This is a genomic window from Streptomyces cyaneofuscatus, assembly GCF_000718135.1.
Classification (GTDB): domain Bacteria; phylum Actinomycetota; class Actinomycetes; order Streptomycetales; family Streptomycetaceae; genus Streptomyces; species Streptomyces cyaneofuscatus.
Genome location: NZ_JOEM01000004.1, coordinates 1 through 19358, shown reverse-complemented (window position 1 = coordinate 19358; position 19358 = coordinate 1). Strand labels below are relative to the sequence as shown.

The 19358-nt window shown below is 71.8% G+C and carries 16 protein-coding genes; 9 read left to right on the top strand and 7 right to left on the bottom strand.

What is annotated here, in order from left to right; genetic code table 11:
• Window positions 1-36: 36 nt before the first annotated feature.
• A complete protein-coding gene (locus IF17_RS0107230; RefSeq protein ID WP_030563322.1) occupies window positions 37-792 on the bottom strand; it encodes a GntR family transcriptional regulator in 756 nt (251 codons plus the stop codon).
• A gap of 268 nt (window positions 793-1060) precedes the next feature.
• On the opposite strand from IF17_RS0107230, the gene IF17_RS0107225 reads away from it, so the two are divergent.
• The 8 genes from IF17_RS0107225 (at window position 1061) to IF17_RS0107190 (ending at window position 11265) form a co-directional block, all read left to right on the top strand.
• Complete coding sequence (locus tag IF17_RS0107225; RefSeq protein WP_051883911.1) at window positions 1061-2239, top strand: ABC transporter substrate-binding protein; 1179 nt, start codon at window positions 1061-1063, stop codon at window positions 2237-2239.
• On the top strand, window positions 2239-3240 hold the full coding sequence (locus tag IF17_RS0107220; RefSeq protein ID WP_030563318.1) for an ABC transporter permease: 1002 nt from the start codon (window positions 2239-2241) through the stop codon (window positions 3238-3240). Before IF17_RS0107225 ends, IF17_RS0107220 begins: the two co-directional genes overlap by 1 nt.
• Complete coding sequence (locus IF17_RS0107215; RefSeq protein ID WP_030563316.1) at window positions 3228-4181, top strand: ABC transporter permease; 954 nt, start codon at window positions 3228-3230, stop codon at window positions 4179-4181. Before IF17_RS0107220 ends, IF17_RS0107215 begins: the two co-directional genes overlap by 13 nt.
• Before the next feature lie 6 nt (window positions 4182-4187).
• Window positions 4188-5351 carry an ABC transporter ATP-binding protein gene (locus IF17_RS0107210; protein WP_030563314.1) on the top strand — a complete coding sequence of 388 codons (1164 nt, stop codon included), beginning with the start codon at window positions 4188-4190 and terminating at the stop codon, window positions 5349-5351.
• Window positions 5348-6028, top strand: a complete 681-nt coding sequence (locus IF17_RS0107205; protein WP_030563312.1) for an HAD family hydrolase — start codon at window positions 5348-5350, stop codon at window positions 6026-6028. Before IF17_RS0107210 ends, IF17_RS0107205 begins: the two co-directional genes overlap by 4 nt.
• Window positions 6029-6420: 392 nt before the next feature.
• A complete protein-coding gene (gene ppdK / locus IF17_RS0107200; RefSeq protein WP_030563310.1) occupies window positions 6421-9132 on the top strand; it encodes a pyruvate, phosphate dikinase in 2712 nt (903 codons plus the stop codon).
• A gap of 558 nt (window positions 9133-9690) precedes the next feature.
• Window positions 9691-10728 carry an ArsR/SmtB family transcription factor gene (locus IF17_RS0107195; RefSeq protein WP_030563308.1) on the top strand — a complete coding sequence of 346 codons (1038 nt, stop codon included), beginning with the start codon at window positions 9691-9693 and terminating at the stop codon, window positions 10726-10728.
• Between the two features lie 126 nt (window positions 10729-10854).
• On the top strand, window positions 10855-11265 hold the full coding sequence (locus tag IF17_RS0107190) for a VOC family protein (protein WP_030563306.1): 411 nt from the start codon (window positions 10855-10857) through the stop codon (window positions 11263-11265).
• Window positions 11266-11341: 76 nt separating this feature from the next.
• On the opposite strand, the gene IF17_RS0107185 is transcribed toward IF17_RS0107190, so the two are convergent.
• The 4 genes from IF17_RS0107185 to IF17_RS0107170 all read right to left on the bottom strand — a co-directional run bounded on the left by IF17_RS0107185 (window position 11342) and on the right by IF17_RS0107170 (window position 16779).
• Window positions 11342-12508: an alkaline phosphatase PhoX gene (locus IF17_RS0107185; protein WP_030563304.1), complete on the bottom strand. Its 1167-nt coding sequence runs from the start codon at window positions 12506-12508 to the stop codon at window positions 11342-11344.
• Window positions 12509-12642: 134 nt separating this feature from the next.
• Window positions 12643-12990, bottom strand: a complete 348-nt coding sequence (nirD, locus tag IF17_RS0107180) for a nitrite reductase small subunit NirD (RefSeq protein ID WP_030563302.1) — start codon at window positions 12988-12990, stop codon at window positions 12643-12645.
• Complete coding sequence (gene nirB, locus IF17_RS0107175; RefSeq protein WP_030563300.1) at window positions 12990-15563, bottom strand: nitrite reductase large subunit NirB; 2574 nt, start codon at window positions 15561-15563, stop codon at window positions 12990-12992. The genes nirD and nirB overlap by 1 nt, the downstream gene beginning before the upstream one ends.
• 1 nt (window position 15564) lies before the next feature.
• Window positions 15565-16779, bottom strand: coding sequence for an NAD(P)/FAD-dependent oxidoreductase (locus IF17_RS0107170; RefSeq protein ID WP_030563298.1), 1215 nt, complete (start codon window positions 16777-16779; stop codon window positions 15565-15567).
• 129 nt (window positions 16780-16908) lie between these two features.
• Here IF17_RS0107170 and IF17_RS0107165 point away from each other — a divergent pair, with 129 nt between their 5' ends.
• Entirely contained in the window at window positions 16909-17700 is a 792-nt protein-coding gene (locus tag IF17_RS0107165) for a TSUP family transporter (protein ID WP_030563297.1), read from the top strand.
• 15 nt (window positions 17701-17715) lie between these two features.
• Here the strand turns inward: IF17_RS0107165 and IF17_RS0107160 are convergent, their stop codons facing one another.
• The gene (locus IF17_RS0107160) at window positions 17716-18348 is read right to left on the bottom strand and encodes a class F sortase (protein ID WP_018511630.1); all 633 of its coding nucleotides are present in this window, start codon (window positions 18346-18348) and stop codon (window positions 17716-17718) included.
• Between the two features lie 159 nt (window positions 18349-18507).
• The gene (locus tag IF17_RS0107155) at window positions 18508-19053 is read right to left on the bottom strand and encodes a hypothetical protein (RefSeq protein ID WP_030563293.1); all 546 of its coding nucleotides are present in this window, start codon (window positions 19051-19053) and stop codon (window positions 18508-18510) included.
• Window positions 19054-19358: the final 305 nt, after the last annotated feature.

Below are 19358 nucleotides of genomic sequence, written 5' to 3'. Positions count from 1 at the left end.
GTACGCGTACGAGGCGGGCTGAATCCCCGAAGCCGGTCAGCCCCGCACGTCCGGGCCCGCCCGGCGCTCCAGCGGGGCCGCGCCCGCCGAGTTCATCACGTTGAAGACCACGCTGCCCGCCCGGTAGCGGTCGTCCGTCCACTCGATGGCCCGGCCCGCCGCCGTGAACGTCAGGTGGCGCTGGCGCAGCAGCGGGCTGGCCCGGCGGACCTGGAGCAGGCGCGCGTCCTCGCTGCCCGCCGCGACCGCGTCGATCAGGTGTTCGCCGTGGTGCGCGACGATGTCCGCCCGCTCCGCGATGCTGTCCATGATCGAGACGCAGTCCTCCGGCAGCTCCAGGACGGCCGGCGCCACCCAGTCCGCGTACACCGTCCGCTCCAGCATCACCGGCTCCCCGTCCAGCCACCGCACCCGCAGCACGTACAGCACCTGGCTGCCCGGCTCCGCGTCCAGGCGCTCGGCCTCCTCGTCGGTCGCGGTCCGCAGCGTGCGGGTCAGGATGCGGCTGGCGACCTCGCACCCCATCGCCTGCGCCCACTGCGCGAAGCTGTTGAGCTGCTGGAAGCTCTGGCGGCGCTCCTGGCGCAGCACCACGCGGCGCGCCCCCTGCCGGGAGCCGATCAGGCCCTCGGAGGCCAGCAGCGCCACCGCCTGGCGGACCGTGCCGCGCGAGACCTCCCAGCGGGCGGAGAGGTCGCTCTCCGACGGCAGCCGGGAGCCGAGCGGATAGGTGCCGGTGCGGATGGCGTGCCGCAGCGACTCGGCGATCTCCCGGTAGCGCGTAGCGCCCACACGTCCCCCTCGGGCTCTCCCTGCGCAGGATGCGCTGTGTACAGGTCCGCTCATCGGTGGCGGTCCTGCCACTCACTCTAGCGTCGTCGCAGCGCGTTTCGATGCGAGGTCGTTATCTACCAGAACCCCTGGATAGTGGGCTTTCCTCTTCCCGCCCTCTTGCGGCAGCAGACATGGGACGTTAACTTCCCGGACACCTGGCCCGGGCGAACTGGTGCCAGCTTGTATGAACAAGTGGCCCTCACGCCTCGCTCCTGGGAGACCTACCGTGCGCAGAGCCCGACCCCGTCCCCGTATCCGCGCCAACAGCCGTGCCGTTGCCGCCCTCGCCCTCTCCACCGCCGCCCTCACCGCTCTCACCGCGTGCGGCGCCGCGCCCGAGGAGGAGGTCACGACCGGTGCGAACGGGGTGAAGTCCACCGAGGCCACCTCGGTCGCCGACTTCGGCGGGCTGGAGAAGCTGGTCGCCGCCGCCGAGAAGGAGGGCGAGCTCAACGTGATCGCCCTGCCGCCGGACTGGGCGAACTACGGCGAGATCATCAAGAGTTTCCAGGCCAAGTACAAGGTCAAGATCAAGAGCGAGAACCCCGACGGTTCCAGCTCCGACGAGATAGCCGCCGTCAAGTCCCGCAAGGGCCAGAAGCGCGCCCCCGACGTCCTCGACCTCGGCATCGCCTTCGCCCGCAGCGGCGCCGCCGAGAACCTCTTCGCCCCGTACAAGGTCGCCACCTGGGACAAGATCCCCGACAGCCAGAAGGACGCCGACGGCCGCTGGTACAACGACTACGGCGGCTACGTCTCCATCGGCTGCGACGCCGCCCGTATCAAGACCTGCCCCGAGACCTTCGCGGACCTGCTGAAGCCCGAGTACAAGGGCAAGGTCGCCCTCAACGGCAACCCGACCAAGTCCGGCTCCGCGTTCGGCGGCGTGTACGCGGCGTCCCTGGCCAACAAGGGGTCGTTCGGGGACATCCAGCCCGGCATCGATTTCTTCGGCAAGCTGAAGAAGAGCGGCAACTTCATCCCCGTCGAGTCCACCCCGGCCACCGTCGAGAAGGGCGAGACGCCGATCAGCATCGACTGGGACTACCTGAACGCCGGGTACGCCGACCAGTTCAAGGGCAAGGGCGTCGACTGGAAGGTCTCCGTACCGAAGGACGGGGTCTACGCCCAGTTCTACTCGCAGGCCATCAACAAGGACGCCCCGCACCCGGCGGCCGCCCGCCTGTGGATGGAGTACCTGTACAGCGCCGAGGGCCAGAACCTCTGGCTCAAGGGGTACGCCCGCCCGGTGCTGCTGCCCGCCATGACCGAGGACGGCACGGCCGACAAGGCCTTCGTGGCCAAGCTTCCCGCCGTCGAGGGCACGCCGACGTTCCCCTCCTCCGAGGAGCTCGACAAGGCCAACGCCACGCTCTCCGAGAACTGGGACAAGGCTGTCTCCTGATGACCCCTTCCCACCCGACCGCCGCCCCGGGACCCGGGGCGGCCCCCGCTGCCGGCCGGCAGACCGAAGGCCGGAGGACCGAAGGCCGGAAGAGCGAAGGCCGGAAGAGCGAAGGCCAGAAGACCGAAGGCCGGAAGGCCGGTGGCCGTACGCGCCGCCGCCGGCCGCCCCGCGCCTGGCTCGGGGCCCTCCCGCTCCTCGTCTTCGCCGGGCTCTGCTTCGGACTGCCCGCCGGCGCCCTGCTGTACGGGGCCGTCACCCGTACCGACCCGGTCGCCGGGACCACCGAGTTCACCGGTGAGCACCTGACGCGCTCGCTCCAGGGGCCCTATCTCACCTCGCTCACCGGCAGCGTCGAACTCTCCGCGCTCACCGCCGCCATCGCCACGATCTTCGGTGTGCTGATCGCCCAGGCCGTCGTCACCTCCCGGCGCGGCGCGCTGCGCGGGGCCGTGCTCACCGCCTCCGGGGTGCTCGCCAACTTCGGCGGCATCCCGCTGGCCTTCGCCTTCGTCGCCACCCTCGGCATCTCCGGCGTGGTCACCCAGCTCGGCCACCTCGACGCGCTCGGCTGGAACCTCTACTCCTTCACCGGCCTCACCGTCATCTACCTCTACTTCCTCATCCCGCTCATGGTGATCGTCGTCGTCCCGGCGCTGGACGGACTGCGCCCCCAGTGGCGCGAGGCCGCCCGCAACAACGGCGCCACCGCCTGGCAGTTCTGGCGGTACGTCGGACTGCCGGTGCTCGCGCCCTCGCTGCTCGGCGGGTTCGTCCTCCTCTTCGGGAGCGCCTTCGCCGCGCACGCCACGGCCGCCGCCCTCGTCGGCGGCTCCGTACCGCTGGTCACCCTGAAGATCGCCGACGCGCTCTCCGGGAACGTCCTGGTCGGCCAGGAGAACGTGGCGCTGGCCCTGAGCCTCGACATGATCGTGATCGCCGGACTGGTGATGGCGGTCTATCTGCCCCTCCAGCGACGGAGCTCCCGATGGCTGCACTGACCACCACGCTCCCTGAGGCCTCCGCCCCGGCGAAGGCGGCCCGCCGCTCCCGCCCGCGCTACTGGCGCGGTGCCGTCCTGGCGATCGCCGGGCTCTACTTCGTCACCCCGCTGCTCTCCTCGTTCGTCTTCACGGTCCACGTGCCGAACCAGGGCCTCACCTTCGAGGCGTACAGCGGCATCCTGTCCGCCGACGGCTTCACCGAAAGCCTGTTCCTCTCACTCTCGCTCGCCGCCGCCACCATCGCGCTGGCCCTGCTGCTCGTCGTCCCCGCGCTCGTCGCGGTGCGGCTCGGGCCGCCCCGGCTGCGGGCCGTCGTCGAGATCGTCTGCATGCTGCCGCTGGTGGTGCCGCCGATCGCGCTGGTCACCGGGATCGCCACCGTGCTGCGCTGGGGGCCCGACCACTTCTCGCGTACCCCCCTCTACCAGACCTTCCTGGCCGTGCAGAACGAGTCGTTCCCGGTGGTGCTGGTCCTCGCCTACACCGTGCTGGCGCTGCCGTTCGTGCACCGCTCGCTGGACGCGGGGCTGCGCGCCGTCGACGTGCCCACGCTGGTGGAGGCGGCCCGCAACTGCGGGGCGAGCCGGCTGCAGGTGATCGTGAGCGTCATCCTGCCCAACCTGCGCTCCTCGCTCGCCGGGGCCTCCTTCCTCACCCTGGCGCTGGTGCTCGGTGAGTACACCGTCGCCTCGCTGCTGGGCTTCCGGCCCTTCGCGGTGTGGATCGTCACCGTCTCCGGTGCCGAGGCCCGGATGTCGGTCGCCGTCTCCCTGCTCTCCCTGCTCATCACCTGGGCCCTGCTGCTCGTCCTCTCGCGCGCCGGAACCGGGTCCTCCGCCCCGGCCGCCGCGATCCCGGCCGCCGGAGCCACCGCCTCCGCCCCGGCCGCCACCACCGTCCCGGCCGCCGCCCCCACTCCCGTACCCGGCAAGGAGTAGCCACCCATGTCAGCCCTGCCCACCGCCGCCCCCCGTCCTGAGCCGGCCGAAGCCGGCGCACGGGAGGGGCGGGCCACCACCGGAGCCCGGGTGGAGTTCCGCTCCCTGCGCCGGGCGTTCGGCCCCACCGTCGCCCTCGACGGCCTCGACCTCACCGCCGAACCCGGCGAGCTCCTCGCCCTCCTGGGCCCCTCCGGCTGCGGCAAGACCACCGCGCTGCGGGTCCTCGCCGGGTTCGAGCAGCCCGACTCCGGCGAGGTCCTCGTCGACGGCGAGGACATCACCCCGGTCCCCGCCAACCGGCGCGACGCCGGGATGGTCTTCCAGTCCTACAGCCTCTTCCCGCACCTCAACGCCCGCGACAACGTCGCCTTCGGCCCCCGCATGAAGGGCGTCGCCACCGCCGAACGGCACGCCACCGCGGGCGAGCTCCTCGAACTCGTCGGGCTCCCCGCCCACGGCGACCGCTACCCGCACCAGATGTCCGGCGGCCAGCAGCAGCGCGTCGCCCTGGCCCGCGCGCTCGCCCTGCGCCCCCGGGTCCTGCTCCTGGACGAGCCGCTCTCGGCACTCGACGCCAAGGTCCGGCTCACCCTGCGCGAGGAGATCCGCCGCCTCCAGCTGGCGCTCGGGATCACCACGATCTTCGTCACCCACGACCAGGAGGAGGCCCTCTCCATGGCCGACCGGGTCGCCGTCCTCAACGCGGGCCGCCTGGAGCAGTGCGCACCCCCGGCCGAGCTGTACGAGCGCCCCGCGACACCGTTCGTCGCCGAGTTCGTCGGCACCATGAACCGGGTGCCCGGACAGCTGACCGGCGACGGTTCGGTGGCCGTCGCCGGTGCCACGCTCCCCGTCGACGGTGACGTTCCCGCGGGCCGGGGGCCGGTCGACGTCCTCATCCGCCCCGAGAGCATCGGTGTCACGGCCGACGCGGACGGGACGGCCACGGTCGTCTCCGCCGCCTTCCTCGGCTCGGTCACCCGGATCCTCCTCGACCTCCCGGACGGCGTCGCGGTCAAGGCCGACCTCCCCTCGCGGGACGCCACGGAGCTCGCTCCCGGGGTACGGGCCCGGGTCGTCCCGGTCCGCCGCCCGGTGCTGGTCGTGCCCGTACGGGAGACGACGGCACCCGGTGCCGCGGCCTCCGGTGGCCAGGTGAAGGCGTGAAGACGACCGCCCCTGCCGCCGTCCCCTCCGCCGTCCTCTTCGACATGGACGGCACCCTCGTCGACACCGAGGTGCTCTGGTGGGAGACGGCCCGTGAGGTCGCGGCCGGACTCGGCCACCGGCTCAGCGACGCGGACGCCCCGGAGGTCGTCGGCCGGGCCGTCGCCGACACCGCCGCTCATCTGATCGGCGTGACCGGAGCCGACCCCGCAGAACTCCCCGCCACCGCCGCCGAGCTGACCGACTCCTTCTTCCGCAAGGTCGACGCGGGCGCCCCGCTGCGCCCCGGAGCCGCCGCGCTGCTGGCCTCGTTGGAAGCCGCCGGCGTGCCGTTCGCCCTGGTCAGCGCCTCGCCCCGGAGCGTGGTCGACGCGGTGGTGGCCGGGTCGCTGGCCGGGGTGGACTTCGCCTTCACGCTGTCCGCCGACGACACCGTACGGACCAAGCCGCATCCCGACCCGTACCGCGCGGCGGCCGAGCGGTTCGCGGCCGACCCCGCCGCCTGTGTGGCGGTGGAGGACTCCCCGGACGGCACCGCGTCCGCCGACGCCGCCGGGTGCGCGGTGCTGGTGGTTCCGTCGCTGCTCCCGGTCGCCCCCGGGCAGGGGCGGACGTTCGCCCGTAGCCTGGAAGAGGTGGACCTCGGGGTACTCGCCGACTGCCTGAGGCGTCCCTGAGATACCTCCGAGCCGTCCGAATCCTGAAATCCAGGGTCCGAAACGAGCGTGATTCACGCCACCCTTGATCGGGGGTGCGCTCAGATGAGCGTTATGGCGGTGGCTGCACTTCTGGAAGGCCTGGCACTCAGTGCCACGTGGCAGCCTTCGGAAAGTGTACTCAGGTGCGGCCTATTCCGCTCACATGAGAGCTGAGGGTCAAGAAACGGCCATGCTGCCTTCAGGAGCTGAACGAAGGGCCGCAGCCCGCCCGCCGGAGAGTTTCTTTAGATCTGCTGGCGGACGGGTGGTTGCGGCCGCATGACGACCAAGTGGACGTACCCATACACCTTCGATCTGGGTATGTTCCTGGCCGTCAGGGCAGCCACCGCGTCCTCGAGGAGTCGAGACCCGTGTCGGAAAACAAAGATCCCCAGAAGTTCGTCTACGACTTCACCGAGGGCAACAAGGATCTGAAGGATCTTCTGGGCGGCAAGGGTGCCAACCTCGCCGAGATGACCAACCTCGGGTTGCCCGTCCCTCCGGGCTTCACCATCACCACCGAGGCGTGCAAGGTCTACCTGGAGAGCGGGCAGGCGCCGAAGGCGCTGCGCGACGAGGTGAGTGCGCACCTCACCGCGCTGGAAGAGCGGATGGCCAAGAAGCTCGGCCAGGCCGACGACCCGCTGCTGGTCTCCGTCCGCTCCGGCGCCAAGTTCTCCATGCCCGGCATGATGGACACGGTCCTCAACATCGGCCTCTCCGACGCCTCGGTGGCCGGCCTCGCCACCCAGTCCGGCGACGAGCGCTTCGCCTGGGACTCCTACCGGCGCCTCATCCAGATGTTCGGCAAGACCGTGCTCGGCGTCGACGGCGACCTCTTCGAGGAGGCCCTGGAGGACGCCAAGGCGGCCAAGAAGGTCACGGTCGACACGGACCTGGCCGCAACCGACCTCAAGAAGCTGGTCAAGCAGTTCAAGAAGATCGTCCAGGACCAGGCCGGACGCGAGTTCCCGCAGAACGCGCGGGAGCAGATGGACCTGGCCATAAACGCGGTCTTCGACTCGTGGAACACCGACCGCGCCAAGCTCTACCGCCGCCAGGAGCGCATCCCCGGCGACCTCGGCACGGCCGTCAACGTCTGTTCGATGGTCTTCGGCAACCTCGGCCCCGACTCCGGTACGGGCGTCGCCTTCACCCGCGACCCCGCCAGCGGCCACCAGGGCGTCTACGGCGACTACCTCCAGAACGCGCAGGGCGAGGACGTCGTCGCCGGTATCCGCAACACGGTGCCGCTCGCCGACCTGGAGTCGATCGACAAGAAGTCGTACGACCAGCTCATGCAGATCATGGAGACGCTGGAGAACCACTACAAGGATCTCTGCGACATCGAGTTCACCATCGAGCGCGGCCAGCTCTGGATGCTCCAGACCCGGGTCGGCAAGCGCACCGCCGGTGCCGCCTTCCGGATCGCCACCCAGCTCGTCGACCAGGGCCTGATCGACGAGGCCGAGGCGCTCCAGCGCGTCAACGGCGCCCAGCTCGCCCAGCTGATGTTCCCGCGCTTCGACGTCGAGGCGAAGACCGAGCTGCTCGGCCGGGGCATCGCCGCCTCGCCGGGCGCGGCCGTCGGCAAGGCGGTCTTCGACTCCTACACCGCGATCAAGTGGTCCCGCTCCGGCGAGAAGGTCATCCTGATCCGCCGCGAGACCAACCCCGACGACCTCGAAGGCATGATCGCCGCCGAGGGCATCCTGACCTCGCGCGGCGGCAAGACCTCGCACGCGGCGGTCGTGGCGCGCGGCATGGGCAAGACCTGTGTCTGCGGCGCCGAGGACCTGGAGGTCGACACCAAGCGCCGCCGGATGACGGTCGGCGGCAAGGTGATCGAGGAGGGCGACCTCGTCTCGATCGACGGCTCCACCGGCAAGGTCTACCTGGGCGAGGTACCCGTCGTACCGTCCCCGGTCGTCGAGTACTTCGAGGGCCGGATGCACGCCGGGGCCGACGACGCCGACGAGCTGGTCGCCGCCGTGCACCGGATCATGGCGTACGCGGACCGGGTCCGCCGGCTGCGGGTGCGGGCCAACGCGGACAACGCCGAGGACGCGCTGCGGGCCCGCCGCTTCGGTGCCCAGGGCATCGGCCTGTGCCGCACCGAGCACATGTTCCTCGGTGAGCGCCGCGAGATGGTCGAGAAGCTGATCCTGGCGGACACCGACGACGAGCGCGAGAGCGCGCTCGCCGCTCTCCTCCCGCTCCAGAAGGCCGACTTCATCGAGCTGTTCGAGTCCATGGACGGGCTGCCCGTCACCGTACGGCTGCTCGACCCGCCGCTGCACGAGTTCCTGCCCGACATCACCGAGCTGTCGGTGCGCGTCGCGCTCGCGGAGTCCCGCAAGGACGCCAACGAGAACGACCTGCGCCTCCTCCAGGCGGTCCACAAGCTGCACGAGCAGAACCCGATGCTGGGTCTGCGCGGGGTGCGCCTCGGGCTCGTCATCCCCGGCCTGTTCGCCATGCAGGTACGGGCGATCGCCGAGGCGGCCGCCCAGCGCAAGAACGCCAAGGGCGACCCGCGCCCCGAGATCATGATTCCGCTCGTCGGCACGGTCCAGGAGCTTGAGATCGTCCGCGAGGAGGCCGACCGGGTCATCGCGGAGGTCCAGGCGGCCACCGGCACCGACCTGAAGCTGACCATCGGCACCATGATCGAGCTGCCGCGCGCCGCGCTGACGGCGGGCCAGATCGCCGAGGCCGCCCAGTTCTTCTCGTTCGGCACCAACGACCTGACCCAGACGGTGTGGGGCTTCTCCCGCGACGACGTGGAGGCCTCGTTCTTCACCGCGTACCTGGAGAAGGGCATCTTCGGGGTCTCCCCGTTCGAGACGATCGACAAGGACGGCGTCGGCGCGCTGGTGCGCAGCGCCGTGGAGGCCGGCCGGGCCACCCGCCCGGACCTCAAGCTCGGCGTCTGCGGTGAGCACGGCGGTGACCCGGAGTCGGTGCACTTCTTCCACGAGGCGGGCCTCGACTACGTCTCCTGCTCGCCGTTCCGCATCCCGGTGGCCCGCCTGGAGGCGGGCCGGGCGGCTGCGCAGTCGCGCGGGAGCGACAGCCGCTGATGTGGTACATGTGACCAACTCCGGGGATTCATAAGGGAATTGGGCCGGGTCCCTCACCGGCCCGCCATCCCGGGACGGATCCCCGGAACACCGAGAAGCGGCGGCACCCTGTGCGGGGGTGCCGCCGCTTCGTCTTGCACGCGGAATATGTGGTGGGCGCCGCCGGAAGGCGGACCATAGCGGAATACTTGCTACCGATGTGTCGTAGCACACATTGCTTCGTTTAATGCGCAAAGAAATGGTGATGGCCGCCCGGTGGAGCGGAGGGGGACCGGGGTGCGGTCCATGGATCCCCACCCATGGACCGCACCCGGCTTTACCCCCGTCGGGTACGGAGCCGCACCGCCGCCCGCCGCCGCCGAACACACAAAGCCCCCCACGGCCTTCACGTGCTCATCCGGCGGGCACCGGATGCGTACCCGACGTCGTACAGCTTTTCGGGTGAAGCGGAACGGGGCGAGACGTTTCACTTCTGGCCGAAACCCCGTGGTGACCTCCTGTGACGGTCCGCATACCCTTCGGTGGGGGCAATTGCGGATGCAACAGGTGGGGGCGGTAGTGCTGCGGATCCATGTGTCCAGGCTGGACCTTTCGCGGGTGCGGATGGCCACGAGACCGGACGCGTTGTGGGAAACGATTCTCAGTTTTCACCGGCTGAGGGACCGGCGGGCTTCGACGGTGTTCGGAAAATGGCGGAGCGAAACGCGAGCTCGGTTGAATGGTGAAGCACAACTGCTGTCGGCGGTCGTCCCACCCCGCGGCTATTTCCCGGATTTCCTGACGCCCTCGCAGGAAGGCGCCGAGCCTTTCGGGCTCGACGTGGGAATGGAGGCCCTGCGGGACACCCCCGCCGACCGCGTCCGCCGCGAGCTGGACCTGATGGTGGCCGGACGGCGGCGCCAGCGGGGCGGACGGGGGCCCGGCTGCCCGGACGCCGGCGCGGGGCGGGTCACGGCCGCGCTGCCCGCCGCGCTCTCCGAGGGCCGCGCCGAACCCCTGGCCCGGCTCATCGGCGCCCTGCGGAGCTACCACGACGCCGCCGTCGAGCCGTACTGGCCGCACATCCGGGCCTCCATCGAGGCCGACCGGGCCGTGCGGGGCCGCGCGCTCCTGGACGGCGGAGCCGACGGGCTGCTGGCGGCCCTGCCGCCGATGATCCGGTGGCGGGCGCCCGTGCTGGAGGCGGACTACCCCGTCGACCGCGACCTGCATCTCGACGGGCGCGGGCTGCTGCTCCAGCCCTCGTTCTTCTGCCGGGGCACCCCCGTCGTCTACCGAGACCCGTCGCTCCCGCCCGTGCTCGTCTACCCGGTCACCCACCCCGGCGCCCCGGAGTTCGCCGAGCCCGGACCCTGGCTCGGCCGGCTCGTCGGCCACACCCGCTCCGCCGTCCTGCAGTCCATAGGCAACGGCTGCACGACGAGCGAACTGGCCCGCCGCGCCGGGGTGTCGCTCGCCTCGGCGAGCCAGCACGCCTCCGTCCTGCGCGAGGCGGGCCTGGTCCTCACCCTGCGCCACGGCAGCTCGGTGCTCCACACGCTGACCCCGCTGGGCGGCTCGCTGCTGCGGGGCGGGGCGCCGCTCGCGCTGTCCTGAGGGGCGCCGCCGGGGGGCGGTGGAAACCCGTCGCGCGTACGGCGATGAGTTCCGGGCGGCCTCGCCGTCTACCCCTTCGAAAGCGCCCACGGGACAGCCCGAAGGACAGAGGAAGAGGCAACGACCATGGCTCAGATGATTTTCGTGAACCTGCCGGTGAAGGACCTGGAGACCTCGAAGGGCTTCTACGAGAAGCTCGGCTACGGCATCAACCCGCAGTTCAGCGACGACAAGACCGCGTGTGTGGTCATCAGCGACACGATCTTCGTGATGCTGCTGACGGAGCCGCGCTTCAAGGACTTCACCAAGAAGGACATCGCGGACGCCTCGAAGACGACCGAGGTCATCCTCGCTCTGAGCGCCGACAGCCGCGCGAAGGTCGACGAACTCGCCGACGCGGCGCTGGCGGCCGGCGGGTCCCCGGCGGGCGAGACGCAGGACATGGGCTTCATGTACGGCCGCTCGTTCCAGGACCCCGACCACCACATCTGGGAGGTCATGTGGATGGACCAGGCCGCCGTCGAGGGCCAGGGCTGAACCACAGGAAGGCCAGGGCTGAACCGCGGGGGTGCGCGCCGGGGCCACGGGGGAGCCCCGGCGCGCACGCGGCGCGTCAGCTGCGGAACGGCCCCGTCACCTCGTACGTGATGCCACCGGACGAACTGCCGCTCGTGCCGCGCTGCGAGGAGAAGTAGAGCCGCTTGCCGTTCGGGGAGAACGCCGGGCCGGTGATCTCCGAGCCGGACTGGCCGGTGATCCGCAGGAACGGCGCCACGGTGTCGTCCGGCGTGATCAGGCAGATCTCCATGTTCCCGCCGTCCTCCGCCACGTACAGGTCGCCGGAGCCGGCCCGGGTGACGTTGTCGACACCGGTCAGCGGGGCGGTTCCGCCCGTCACCAGCGAGTCGTCGTACGCCAGCGAGATCGACGAGGTGTTCGCGTCGTACGCCCACACCCTGTTGTCGCCCTTGGTGGTGAACCAGCAGGTGCCCGCCGCGTAGAAGCAGCCCTCGCCGCCGTTGAAGACCTTGGCGCCGGAGACCTGGTGGCGGGTCTGGGTCGAGGAGGCCGCCGGGTCCGGCACGTTGGCCCAGGTCACCGGCCCCGAGGTGCCCGTACCCGCCACCAGGACCTGGAGCGTGCCGCTGGACAGGTTGCCCCAGGTGGTGGGCCGGAAGCGGTAGAAGCGGCCGTCGGCCTCGTCCTCGGTGAGGTATATGTACCCGTGGTCGGGGTCCGAGGCCGCCGCCTCGTGCTTGAACCGGCCGAGCGCGGGCCGCTGCACGGAGGCGTTCACGCCCCACGGGTCGGTCTCGTAGACGTACCCCCGGGTGACCTCCTCGCAGGAGAGCCAGGTGTTCCACGGGGTCGAGCCGCCCGCGCAGTTGTTGTTCGTCCCCGACAGGATGCGGTACGCGGACGTCACCGTGCCCGAGGAATTGAACCGTACGGCGCTCGCCCCGCCGCCGCTGCCCGAGGAGACCTCGGCGTTGGAGACGTAGATCCAGCCCGAGCCGTCGGCGTAGGTCGCCCCGCCGTCGGGGGCGCTGTGCCAGCGGTAGGAGGTGCCCGCCACGGTCTGCCCCGACCGGGCGATGATGCGGCTGGTGAAGCCGCTCGGCAGCTGGATGCCGTTGCCGTTGGCCGCCTGCAGTGCGCCGTACGGGCCGGGGGCCGGCTGGGCGGGTGCGGCGGAGGCGGCGCCGCGCCACAGGGTGCCGCCGAAGGCCGCCGCCGAGGTGCCGACCACCGCCGTGCGCAAGAAGGTCCGACGTTCCACGATCACTCCACGGATGAGTGAGGGCCCGCCGCTCCGGACGGACCGGCGGGTCGCGCGTCAGGACTGTAGGAGTGCTCAGTTGACGGAATGTCAATTCGTGGTGAACGGGGGGCGGATGGCGGCGGTCCGGGCCGTCACTCCACCCGCACCGCGTACACAGGCACCGCCACCTCCTCGTCGTCCAGGCACACCCCCGTGGCCAGGTCGAAGCGCTGCTTCAGCAGCGGCGAGGCCACGAACGGCCGCCCGCCCGCCGAACCGAGCAGCCCCCGGGAGAGGACGTACGCCCCGGTGAACGGGTCCCGGTTGGAGATCGCCCGCACCACCCCCGCCCGGTCCATGAACAGGGCCGCCTGCCCGCCGTCCGGCAGCAGCACCGCGACCCCGCGCCCCGGGCTCAGCAACTCCAGGTCGCAGACGGTGAGCCAGCCGTCGGCGTGCGCGACCCGGACGACGTTCGCGTTCAGGGTTTCGGTGGTCATCAGGACGGGGTCCCTTCGAGGGTGCGGACGGCGAGCACGGGACCTGCGAGCAGCTCCAGATCGGGCTTGATCTGGTCCCGCTCGGGGACGAACTTCACCGACGGGTCCGGGGCGTCGGGGGCGTTGACGAAGCTCACGAACCGCCGCAGCCGCTCCGGGTCGTCGATGGTCTCGGCCCACTCGTCGCGGTAGCCGGCCACATGGTCGGCCATCAGCCTCTCCAACTCGTCGCAGAGCCCCAGCGAGTCATGGACGACGACATCCCGTACGTGCTCCAGGCCGCCGTCGATCCGCTCCAGCCAGGCCGAGGTGCGCTCCAGGCGGTCCGCCGTACGGATGTAGAACATCAGGAACCGGTCGATGAGCCGCACCAGTTCGGCGTCCGAGAGGTCCTGCGCCAGCAGATCGGCGTGGCGCGGGGTGGCCCCGCCGTTGCCGCCGACGTAGAGGTTCCAGCCGCCGGCCGTGGCGATGATCCCGAAGTCCTTGCCCCGGGCCTCCGCGCACTCCCGGGCGCAGCCGGAGACCGCGGACTTGAGCTTGTGGGGGGAGCGCAAGCCCCGGTAGCGCAGCTCCAGGTCGATCGCCATCCGTACGGAGTCCTGCACGCCGTAGCGGCACCAGGTCTGCCCCACACAGGACTTGACCGTACGCAGCGACTTCCCGTACGCGTGCCCGGACTCGAAGCCCGCGTCGACCAACCGGGTCCAGATGAGCGGCAGTTGCTCGACCCGGGCGCCGAAGAGGTCGATGCGCTGGCCGCCGGTGATCTTCGTGTAGAGACCGAAGTCGCGGGCGACCTCGCCGATCACGATGAGCTTCTCCGGGGTGATCTCGCCGCCGGGGATGCGCGGCACGACCGAATAGGAGCCGTTGCGCTGGAGGTTGGCTAGGAAGTGGTCGTTGGTGTCCTGGAGGGACGCCTGCTCCCCGTCCAGGACGTAGCCGCTGGCGCCGACGGTCGGGGCGAGCGAGGCGATGACCGAGCCGACCGTCGGCTTGCAGACCTCGCACCCCTCTCCGCCGCGCGCCTCCTCGCGGCCGTGCGAGTCGAGCAGGGCGGTGAAGGAGGTGATGCCCAGGGTGCGGACGATCTCGTACAACTCGCTGCGGCTGTGGACGAAGCAGCCGCACAGGCCGGTGTCCTGGCTCGGCGGGAGCAGCTGCCCGATCACCTTGACGCAACTGCCGCAGCCCGTCCCGGCCCGGGTGCACTTCTTCACCTCGGGCAGCGTGGTGTGCTCGCAGATCGCGCCCTTGGTCACGTTGTGGCAGGAGCAGATGACGGCGTCGTCCGGCAGCGCGGAGGGGCCGAGCGTCACCGGCCCGCCCGCCCCGGTGGGCAGCACCAGTTGCTCGGGGGAGACCGGCAGGACGCTCCCCGTCATCGGCCGCAGGGTGCCGTAGTCGTCGGCGTCCCCGACCAGCACCCCGCCCAGCAGGGTGCCGTCCGCCCCGATGACCAGCTTCTTGTAGACGCCGGAGCGGGAGTCGGAGTACACCACGTCGAGCGCGCCGTCCGCGCTCCCGTGCGCGTCGCCGAACGAGGCCACGTCCACGCCGAGCAGCTTCAGCTTGGTCGACATGTCGGCCCCGGTGAACCCGGCCCGCCCGCCGCCGAGCACCTCGGCCACGGTCTCGGCCATCTCGTAGCCCGGCGCCACCAGACCGTAGACCCGCCCGTCGGAGGCGAGCGCGCACTCACCGATCGCGAACACGGCCGGGTCGGACGTACGGCACTCCTCGTCCACCACGATCCCGCCCCGCTCCCCGACCGCGAGCCCGCAGTCGCGCGCCAGCTGGTCGCGCGGCCGGACACCGGCGGAGAACACCACCAGATCCGTGGCCAGCGACGACCCGTCCGAGAGCGCCATCCCGTTCACCGCCCCGTCCGCCCCCGCGGTGACCTCCTGCGTACCGACCCCGGTGTGGACGGCCAGCCCCATCCCTTCGATCGTCCGCAGCAGGGCCGCGCCCCCGCCCTCGTCCACCTGGACCGGCATCAGCCGGGGCGCGAACTCCACCACATGGGTGCGCAGCCCGAGCCCCTTGAGCGCCCCCGCCGCCTCAAGCCCGAGCAGCCCGCCCCCGACCACCGCACCGGTCTCCGCCCCCTTCGCGTACTCCTCGATCGCGAGCAGGTCCTCGATCGTCCGGTACACGAAGCAGCCCCGGGAATCCTTCCCCGGCACCGGCGGGACGAAGGGATACGAGCCCGTCGCCAGCACCAGCGTGTCGTACGGGAACACCGCCCCGGACCGCGCGGTGACGGTCCGGGCCGTACGGTCGACGCTCTCGGCCGGGTCGCCGACGTACAGCTCGATCCCGTGCTGCGCCATGAACTCCGGCTCCACCAGGGAGAGTTCCTCGGGGGTCCGCCCGGCGAAGTACGAGGTCAGCCGGACCCGGTCGTAGGCGGGCCGGGGCTCCTCGCAGAGCACGACGATCCGGGCCCGCCCGGCGGCCGGGGTCAGCCCGCGCGCGGCCAGGGACTCCAGGAACCGCTGACCGACCATGCCGTGCCCGACGAGGACGAAGGTGGGGATGGTGTTCGGGATCGTGGTGTCCGGCATCTCAGTGGCCTCCGTCGTCGGTGAGCAGGTGGAGCAGGGACATGGCGGGCGGCAGCGGTTCGTCGTCCTGCCAGGTGCGGGCGAGACCGGCGACCGCGCCGAGGTCACCCAGGAGCACCCCGCCGGCCAGCCGGCCATCCCGGAGGACGACCGTGCGGTACGCGCCCCGGGTGGCATCGGACAGCCGGATCACGTCGTCGCCCGGGAGCGGACGGGCCTCGCCGAAGGCGGCGAGGTCGAGAGCGTGCACGGGGTCCGGGGAGCGCAGGGTGAGCCGGGTCAGCGCCCGGGTGCCCTCGTAACGGGCGGGCCGTCCCGCCAGCACCTCGGCCAGCACGTCGGCCTGTTCCAGCGCGGGTCCGGCCAGTCCGTAGAGCGTGGAGCGGTGCTCGGCGCAGTCGCCGAGGGCGTGGATGTACGGGTCCGAGGTGCGCAGTTCGTCGTCGACCACGATCCCCTTGCGGACGTCGAGACCGGCGGCCCGGGCGAGCCCGGTCCGGGGCCGTACCCCGCAGGCCAGCACGGTGAGGTCGGCGGCGAGCTCGTAACCGTCGCCGAGCTGGACGGCCCGTACGGCTGGTGGTGTGCCTGGGCAGCGCAGCCCGCGCACCCGGCACTCGGTGTGCACCTCCACCCCGAGCGCTTCGAGGTGGACCCGGAGCAGGGCGGCCGCCTCCGGGTCGAGCTGGCGCTCCATGAGGTGCTCGCCCTGCTGGGCCAGCACCACCTGCGCGCCGCACTCCGCGAGCGCCCGGGCCGCCGAGACCCCGAGGAGCCCGCCGCCGATGACGACCGCCCGCGCTCCGGGGCGTACGGCGGTGCGCAGGGCCAGGGCGTCGTCGAGCGTACGGAAGGGGTGGACCCCGTCCGGCAGGGTGGCCCCGAGCCCGCGCAGCGGCGGCAGCACCGGGTTGGAGCCGGTGGCCAGGACCAGGCGCCCGTAGTGCAGCACGCTGCCGTCGTCGCAGTGGACCAGCCGGTCGGCCCGGTCGATCCGGACCGCCCGCACCCCGCGCCGTACCTCGGTGGCGGGCAGCGCGATGACGTCCGGGGCGTACCGCCCGGCCAGCACATCGGCCAGCAGCACCCGGTTGTAGGGGGCGTGCCGCTCCTCGCCGACGACGGTGACCCCGGGGACCCGCGCGGCGAGCCGGGCCCCGGCCATACCGGCGCCGATCACCACGACGGGCGCGGCGCTCTCCGTCTTCTTCCTCATGGGCAGGAGCATGCTCGGCGGGTGTTACCCGGCCGCATCCCGCCGGTTTCCCGGGCGGAACCGTGCGCTCATCGCCGCCCGGCGGCCCCTGTGAGAACGGCGCGCGGGCCTCCCCTTAATGTCGAGGACATGCCCGACATCACCCTCACCACCCTGATCCTGCTCTGCCTGGCCGCGGCTGCCGCGGGGTGGATCGACGCGGTGGTGGGAGGCGGCGGACTGCTGCTCCTGCCCGCCCTGCTGCTCGGCCTGCCGAACGTACCGGCCGCCCACGTCCTCGGCACCAACAAGGCCGTCGCGATCGTCGGCACCTCGGGCGCCGCGATCACGTACGTCCGCAGAGCGCCGGTCCAGGTGGGGCTGGCGGTACGGGTGGGGCTGATGGCGCTCGCCGGTTCGATGGGCGGGGCGTTCTTCGCCGCGGGGATCAGCAGCGAGGTGCTACGCCCGGTGATCATGGTGGCGCTGCTCGGGGTCGCCGCCTTCGTCCTGCTGCGCCCGTCCTTCGGCACGGCGGCGGCGGGCGACACCGACGCCCGGCCGGTCACCCGGGCCCGGATCGTCACCGCGGTCGTGCTGGTGGGCGGCGGGATCGGCTTCTACGACGGCCTGTTCGGCCCGGGAACCGGCACCTTCCTGGTGCTCGCGCTCACCGCCGTACTCCACCTGGACCTGGTGACGGCCTCGGCCACCGCCAAGATCGTCAACGTGTGCACGAACGCGGGGGCGCTGGCGATGTTCGCGTACCAGGGCACGGTCCTGTGGCAGCTGGCCGCCGTGATGGCGCTCTTCAACCTGGCGGGCGGGATGGCGGGGGCCCGGATGGCGCTGAGCCGGGGGAGCGGGTTCGTCCGGGCGGTGCTGCTGACGGTGGTGTTCTCGCTGGTGGCGAAGTTGGGCTACGACCAGTGGAGTGCCTAGGAACGCATCGGGGGCTCAGCGCACATCGGTGAGATGGGCGTAGGCCACCACATTGCCCTGGTAGCCGGTCTCCTTGGAGAACCCGCCGCCGCAGGTGATCAGCCGCAGCGAGGCGTGCGGGGACTCGCCGTAGACGCGCTGGTCGGGGAAGTCCTTGTTGTCGTACACCTCGATGGCGTCGATCGAGAAGACCGCCGTGCGTCCGTCCTCGCGGACGACCTCGACGCGGGTGCCCTTGGTGAGGGCGCCGAGGGCGTAGAAGACGGAGGGCCCCTCGGCGTTGTCGACATGCCCGGCGACGATCGCGGTGCCCTTGGCGCCGGGCGGGACCCCGCCGGCGTACCAGCCCGCGAGGTTGCGGTCGGTGTCCGGCGGGACGTCCAGGCTGCCGTCGGCACCGAGCCCCAGCCGCATCATCGGCGCGTCCACCGAGATGCTCGGGATACGGATGCGGACCGGGTCGGAGGGGTGCAGCGGTTCGGCGACCGGGGAGCCGGGCTGGAGCTGGGGCCCGGCGGCGAAGGCCTGGGCGCTGGAGGGCTGCGGCGGGATCAGCTGGTCGCCGGAGCCGTTCTGGACGAGCCAGATACCGCACAGCACGGCGATGCCCACCAGCCAGCCCCTGGCTTTCTGCGCGCTCTGGGACACGTCGTCGTCCTCGTCAGCCTGGTGCGTCTCGGATCGAAGGCGGGCCGGGCGCGCTCGGGGACGCGCCCGACCCGGTCGGTGAGGCTGCCTCCGGGTGCCCGGCCTCCCGGGCCCCTGGGCCGCTGGTCTCAGCTGCCCCGGGCCCCTGGGCCCCTGGTCTCAGCTGCCCTCGGTGGACTCGGTCCGCCGGCGCAGCAGCCACAGACCGCCCACGGCCGCCATGCCGATCACGCCGACGCCGAGGGCGACCTGCGTGGAGTTCGGCTCGACGCTGCCGCCGACCCCGGTCCGCACGTGGCCGGACGGGCGGTCGTGGTCGGGCCGGTCGTGCTTGCCGCCGCCGATCACCTTGAGGTCCCCGACGGCGTCCTTGCCGTTGTCGCAGGAGACGACGATCTCGTAGACGCCGGGCCGGGTGTCGTGCGGCACGGTGAACTGGCCGACGAGCACCTCCTTGTGCGTACCCTTGCGGACCTCGAAGTCCCCGGCGTCCAGGGAGTTCGCGTCACCGATGCCGGAGCCCTTGGGGCCGCAGGCGGTGGTGTTCACGGTGACCTTGGCGCCGGGGGGCGCGGTCGCGGGGGTGATCTCCAGCCGGCCGAAGTCATCGCCTGCGTACGCGGACGGGGCGGCGGTGAGACCGAGCGCTATGACGGTGACCGCAGCAGTGGCGGTACCGGTCATCAGGCGGGCAGGACTGCGCATGGGGATCCTCCGGGCAGACGGCGCGAGCGGTTGTGTCCTGCCCCCGACCTAACGGGCGGTCGCCGCCGCACGCCTTCTGACGCCAGGTCAGCTTTCACCCGTACGGACCGGCGCGGCACCCTTGCCGCCAGGGATCGCCGCAGGTCACGGCGGTGCGGCTGGGCCGTTCAGTTCGAACCGCCGGCCCGGGTGCCGATCGAGTGAGACCCACCGGGAAGATGTGACCCACATCACACACATGAGCTCGCGGAGTGCGGGCACACGCAGGAAACCCCCCCATGGGACGGATCCCCGCCCCCCACGGC

Bases quoted from the DNA above. Each gene is read 5' to 3' on its own strand.
- IF17_RS0107210 (WP_030563314.1), top strand. From the start codon at position 4,188: ATGTCAGCCCTGCCCACCGCCGCCCCCCGTCCTGAGCCGGCCGAAGCC.
- IF17_RS0107165 (WP_030563297.1), top strand. From the start codon at position 16,909: ATGCCCGACATCACCCTCACCACCCTGATCCTGCTCTGCCTGGCCGCG.
- IF17_RS0107215 (WP_030563316.1), top strand. From the start codon at position 3,228: ATGGCTGCACTGACCACCACGCTCCCTGAGGCCTCCGCCCCGGCGAAG.
- nirB (WP_030563300.1), bottom strand. From the start codon at position 15,563: ATGCCGGACACCACGATCCCGAACACCATCCCCACCTTCGTCCTCGTC.
- IF17_RS0107170 (WP_030563298.1), bottom strand. From the start codon at position 16,779: ATGAGGAAGAAGACGGAGAGCGCCGCGCCCGTCGTGGTGATCGGCGCC.
- IF17_RS0107155 (WP_030563293.1), bottom strand. From the start codon at position 19,053: ATGCGCAGTCCTGCCCGCCTGATGACCGGTACCGCCACTGCTGCGGTC.
- IF17_RS0107190 (WP_030563306.1), top strand. From the start codon at position 10,855: ATGGCTCAGATGATTTTCGTGAACCTGCCGGTGAAGGACCTGGAGACC.
- IF17_RS0107220 (WP_030563318.1), top strand. From the start codon at position 2,239: ATGACCCCTTCCCACCCGACCGCCGCCCCGGGACCCGGGGCGGCCCCC.
- nirD (WP_030563302.1), bottom strand. From the start codon at position 12,990: ATGACCACCGAAACCCTGAACGCGAACGTCGTCCGGGTCGCGCACGCC.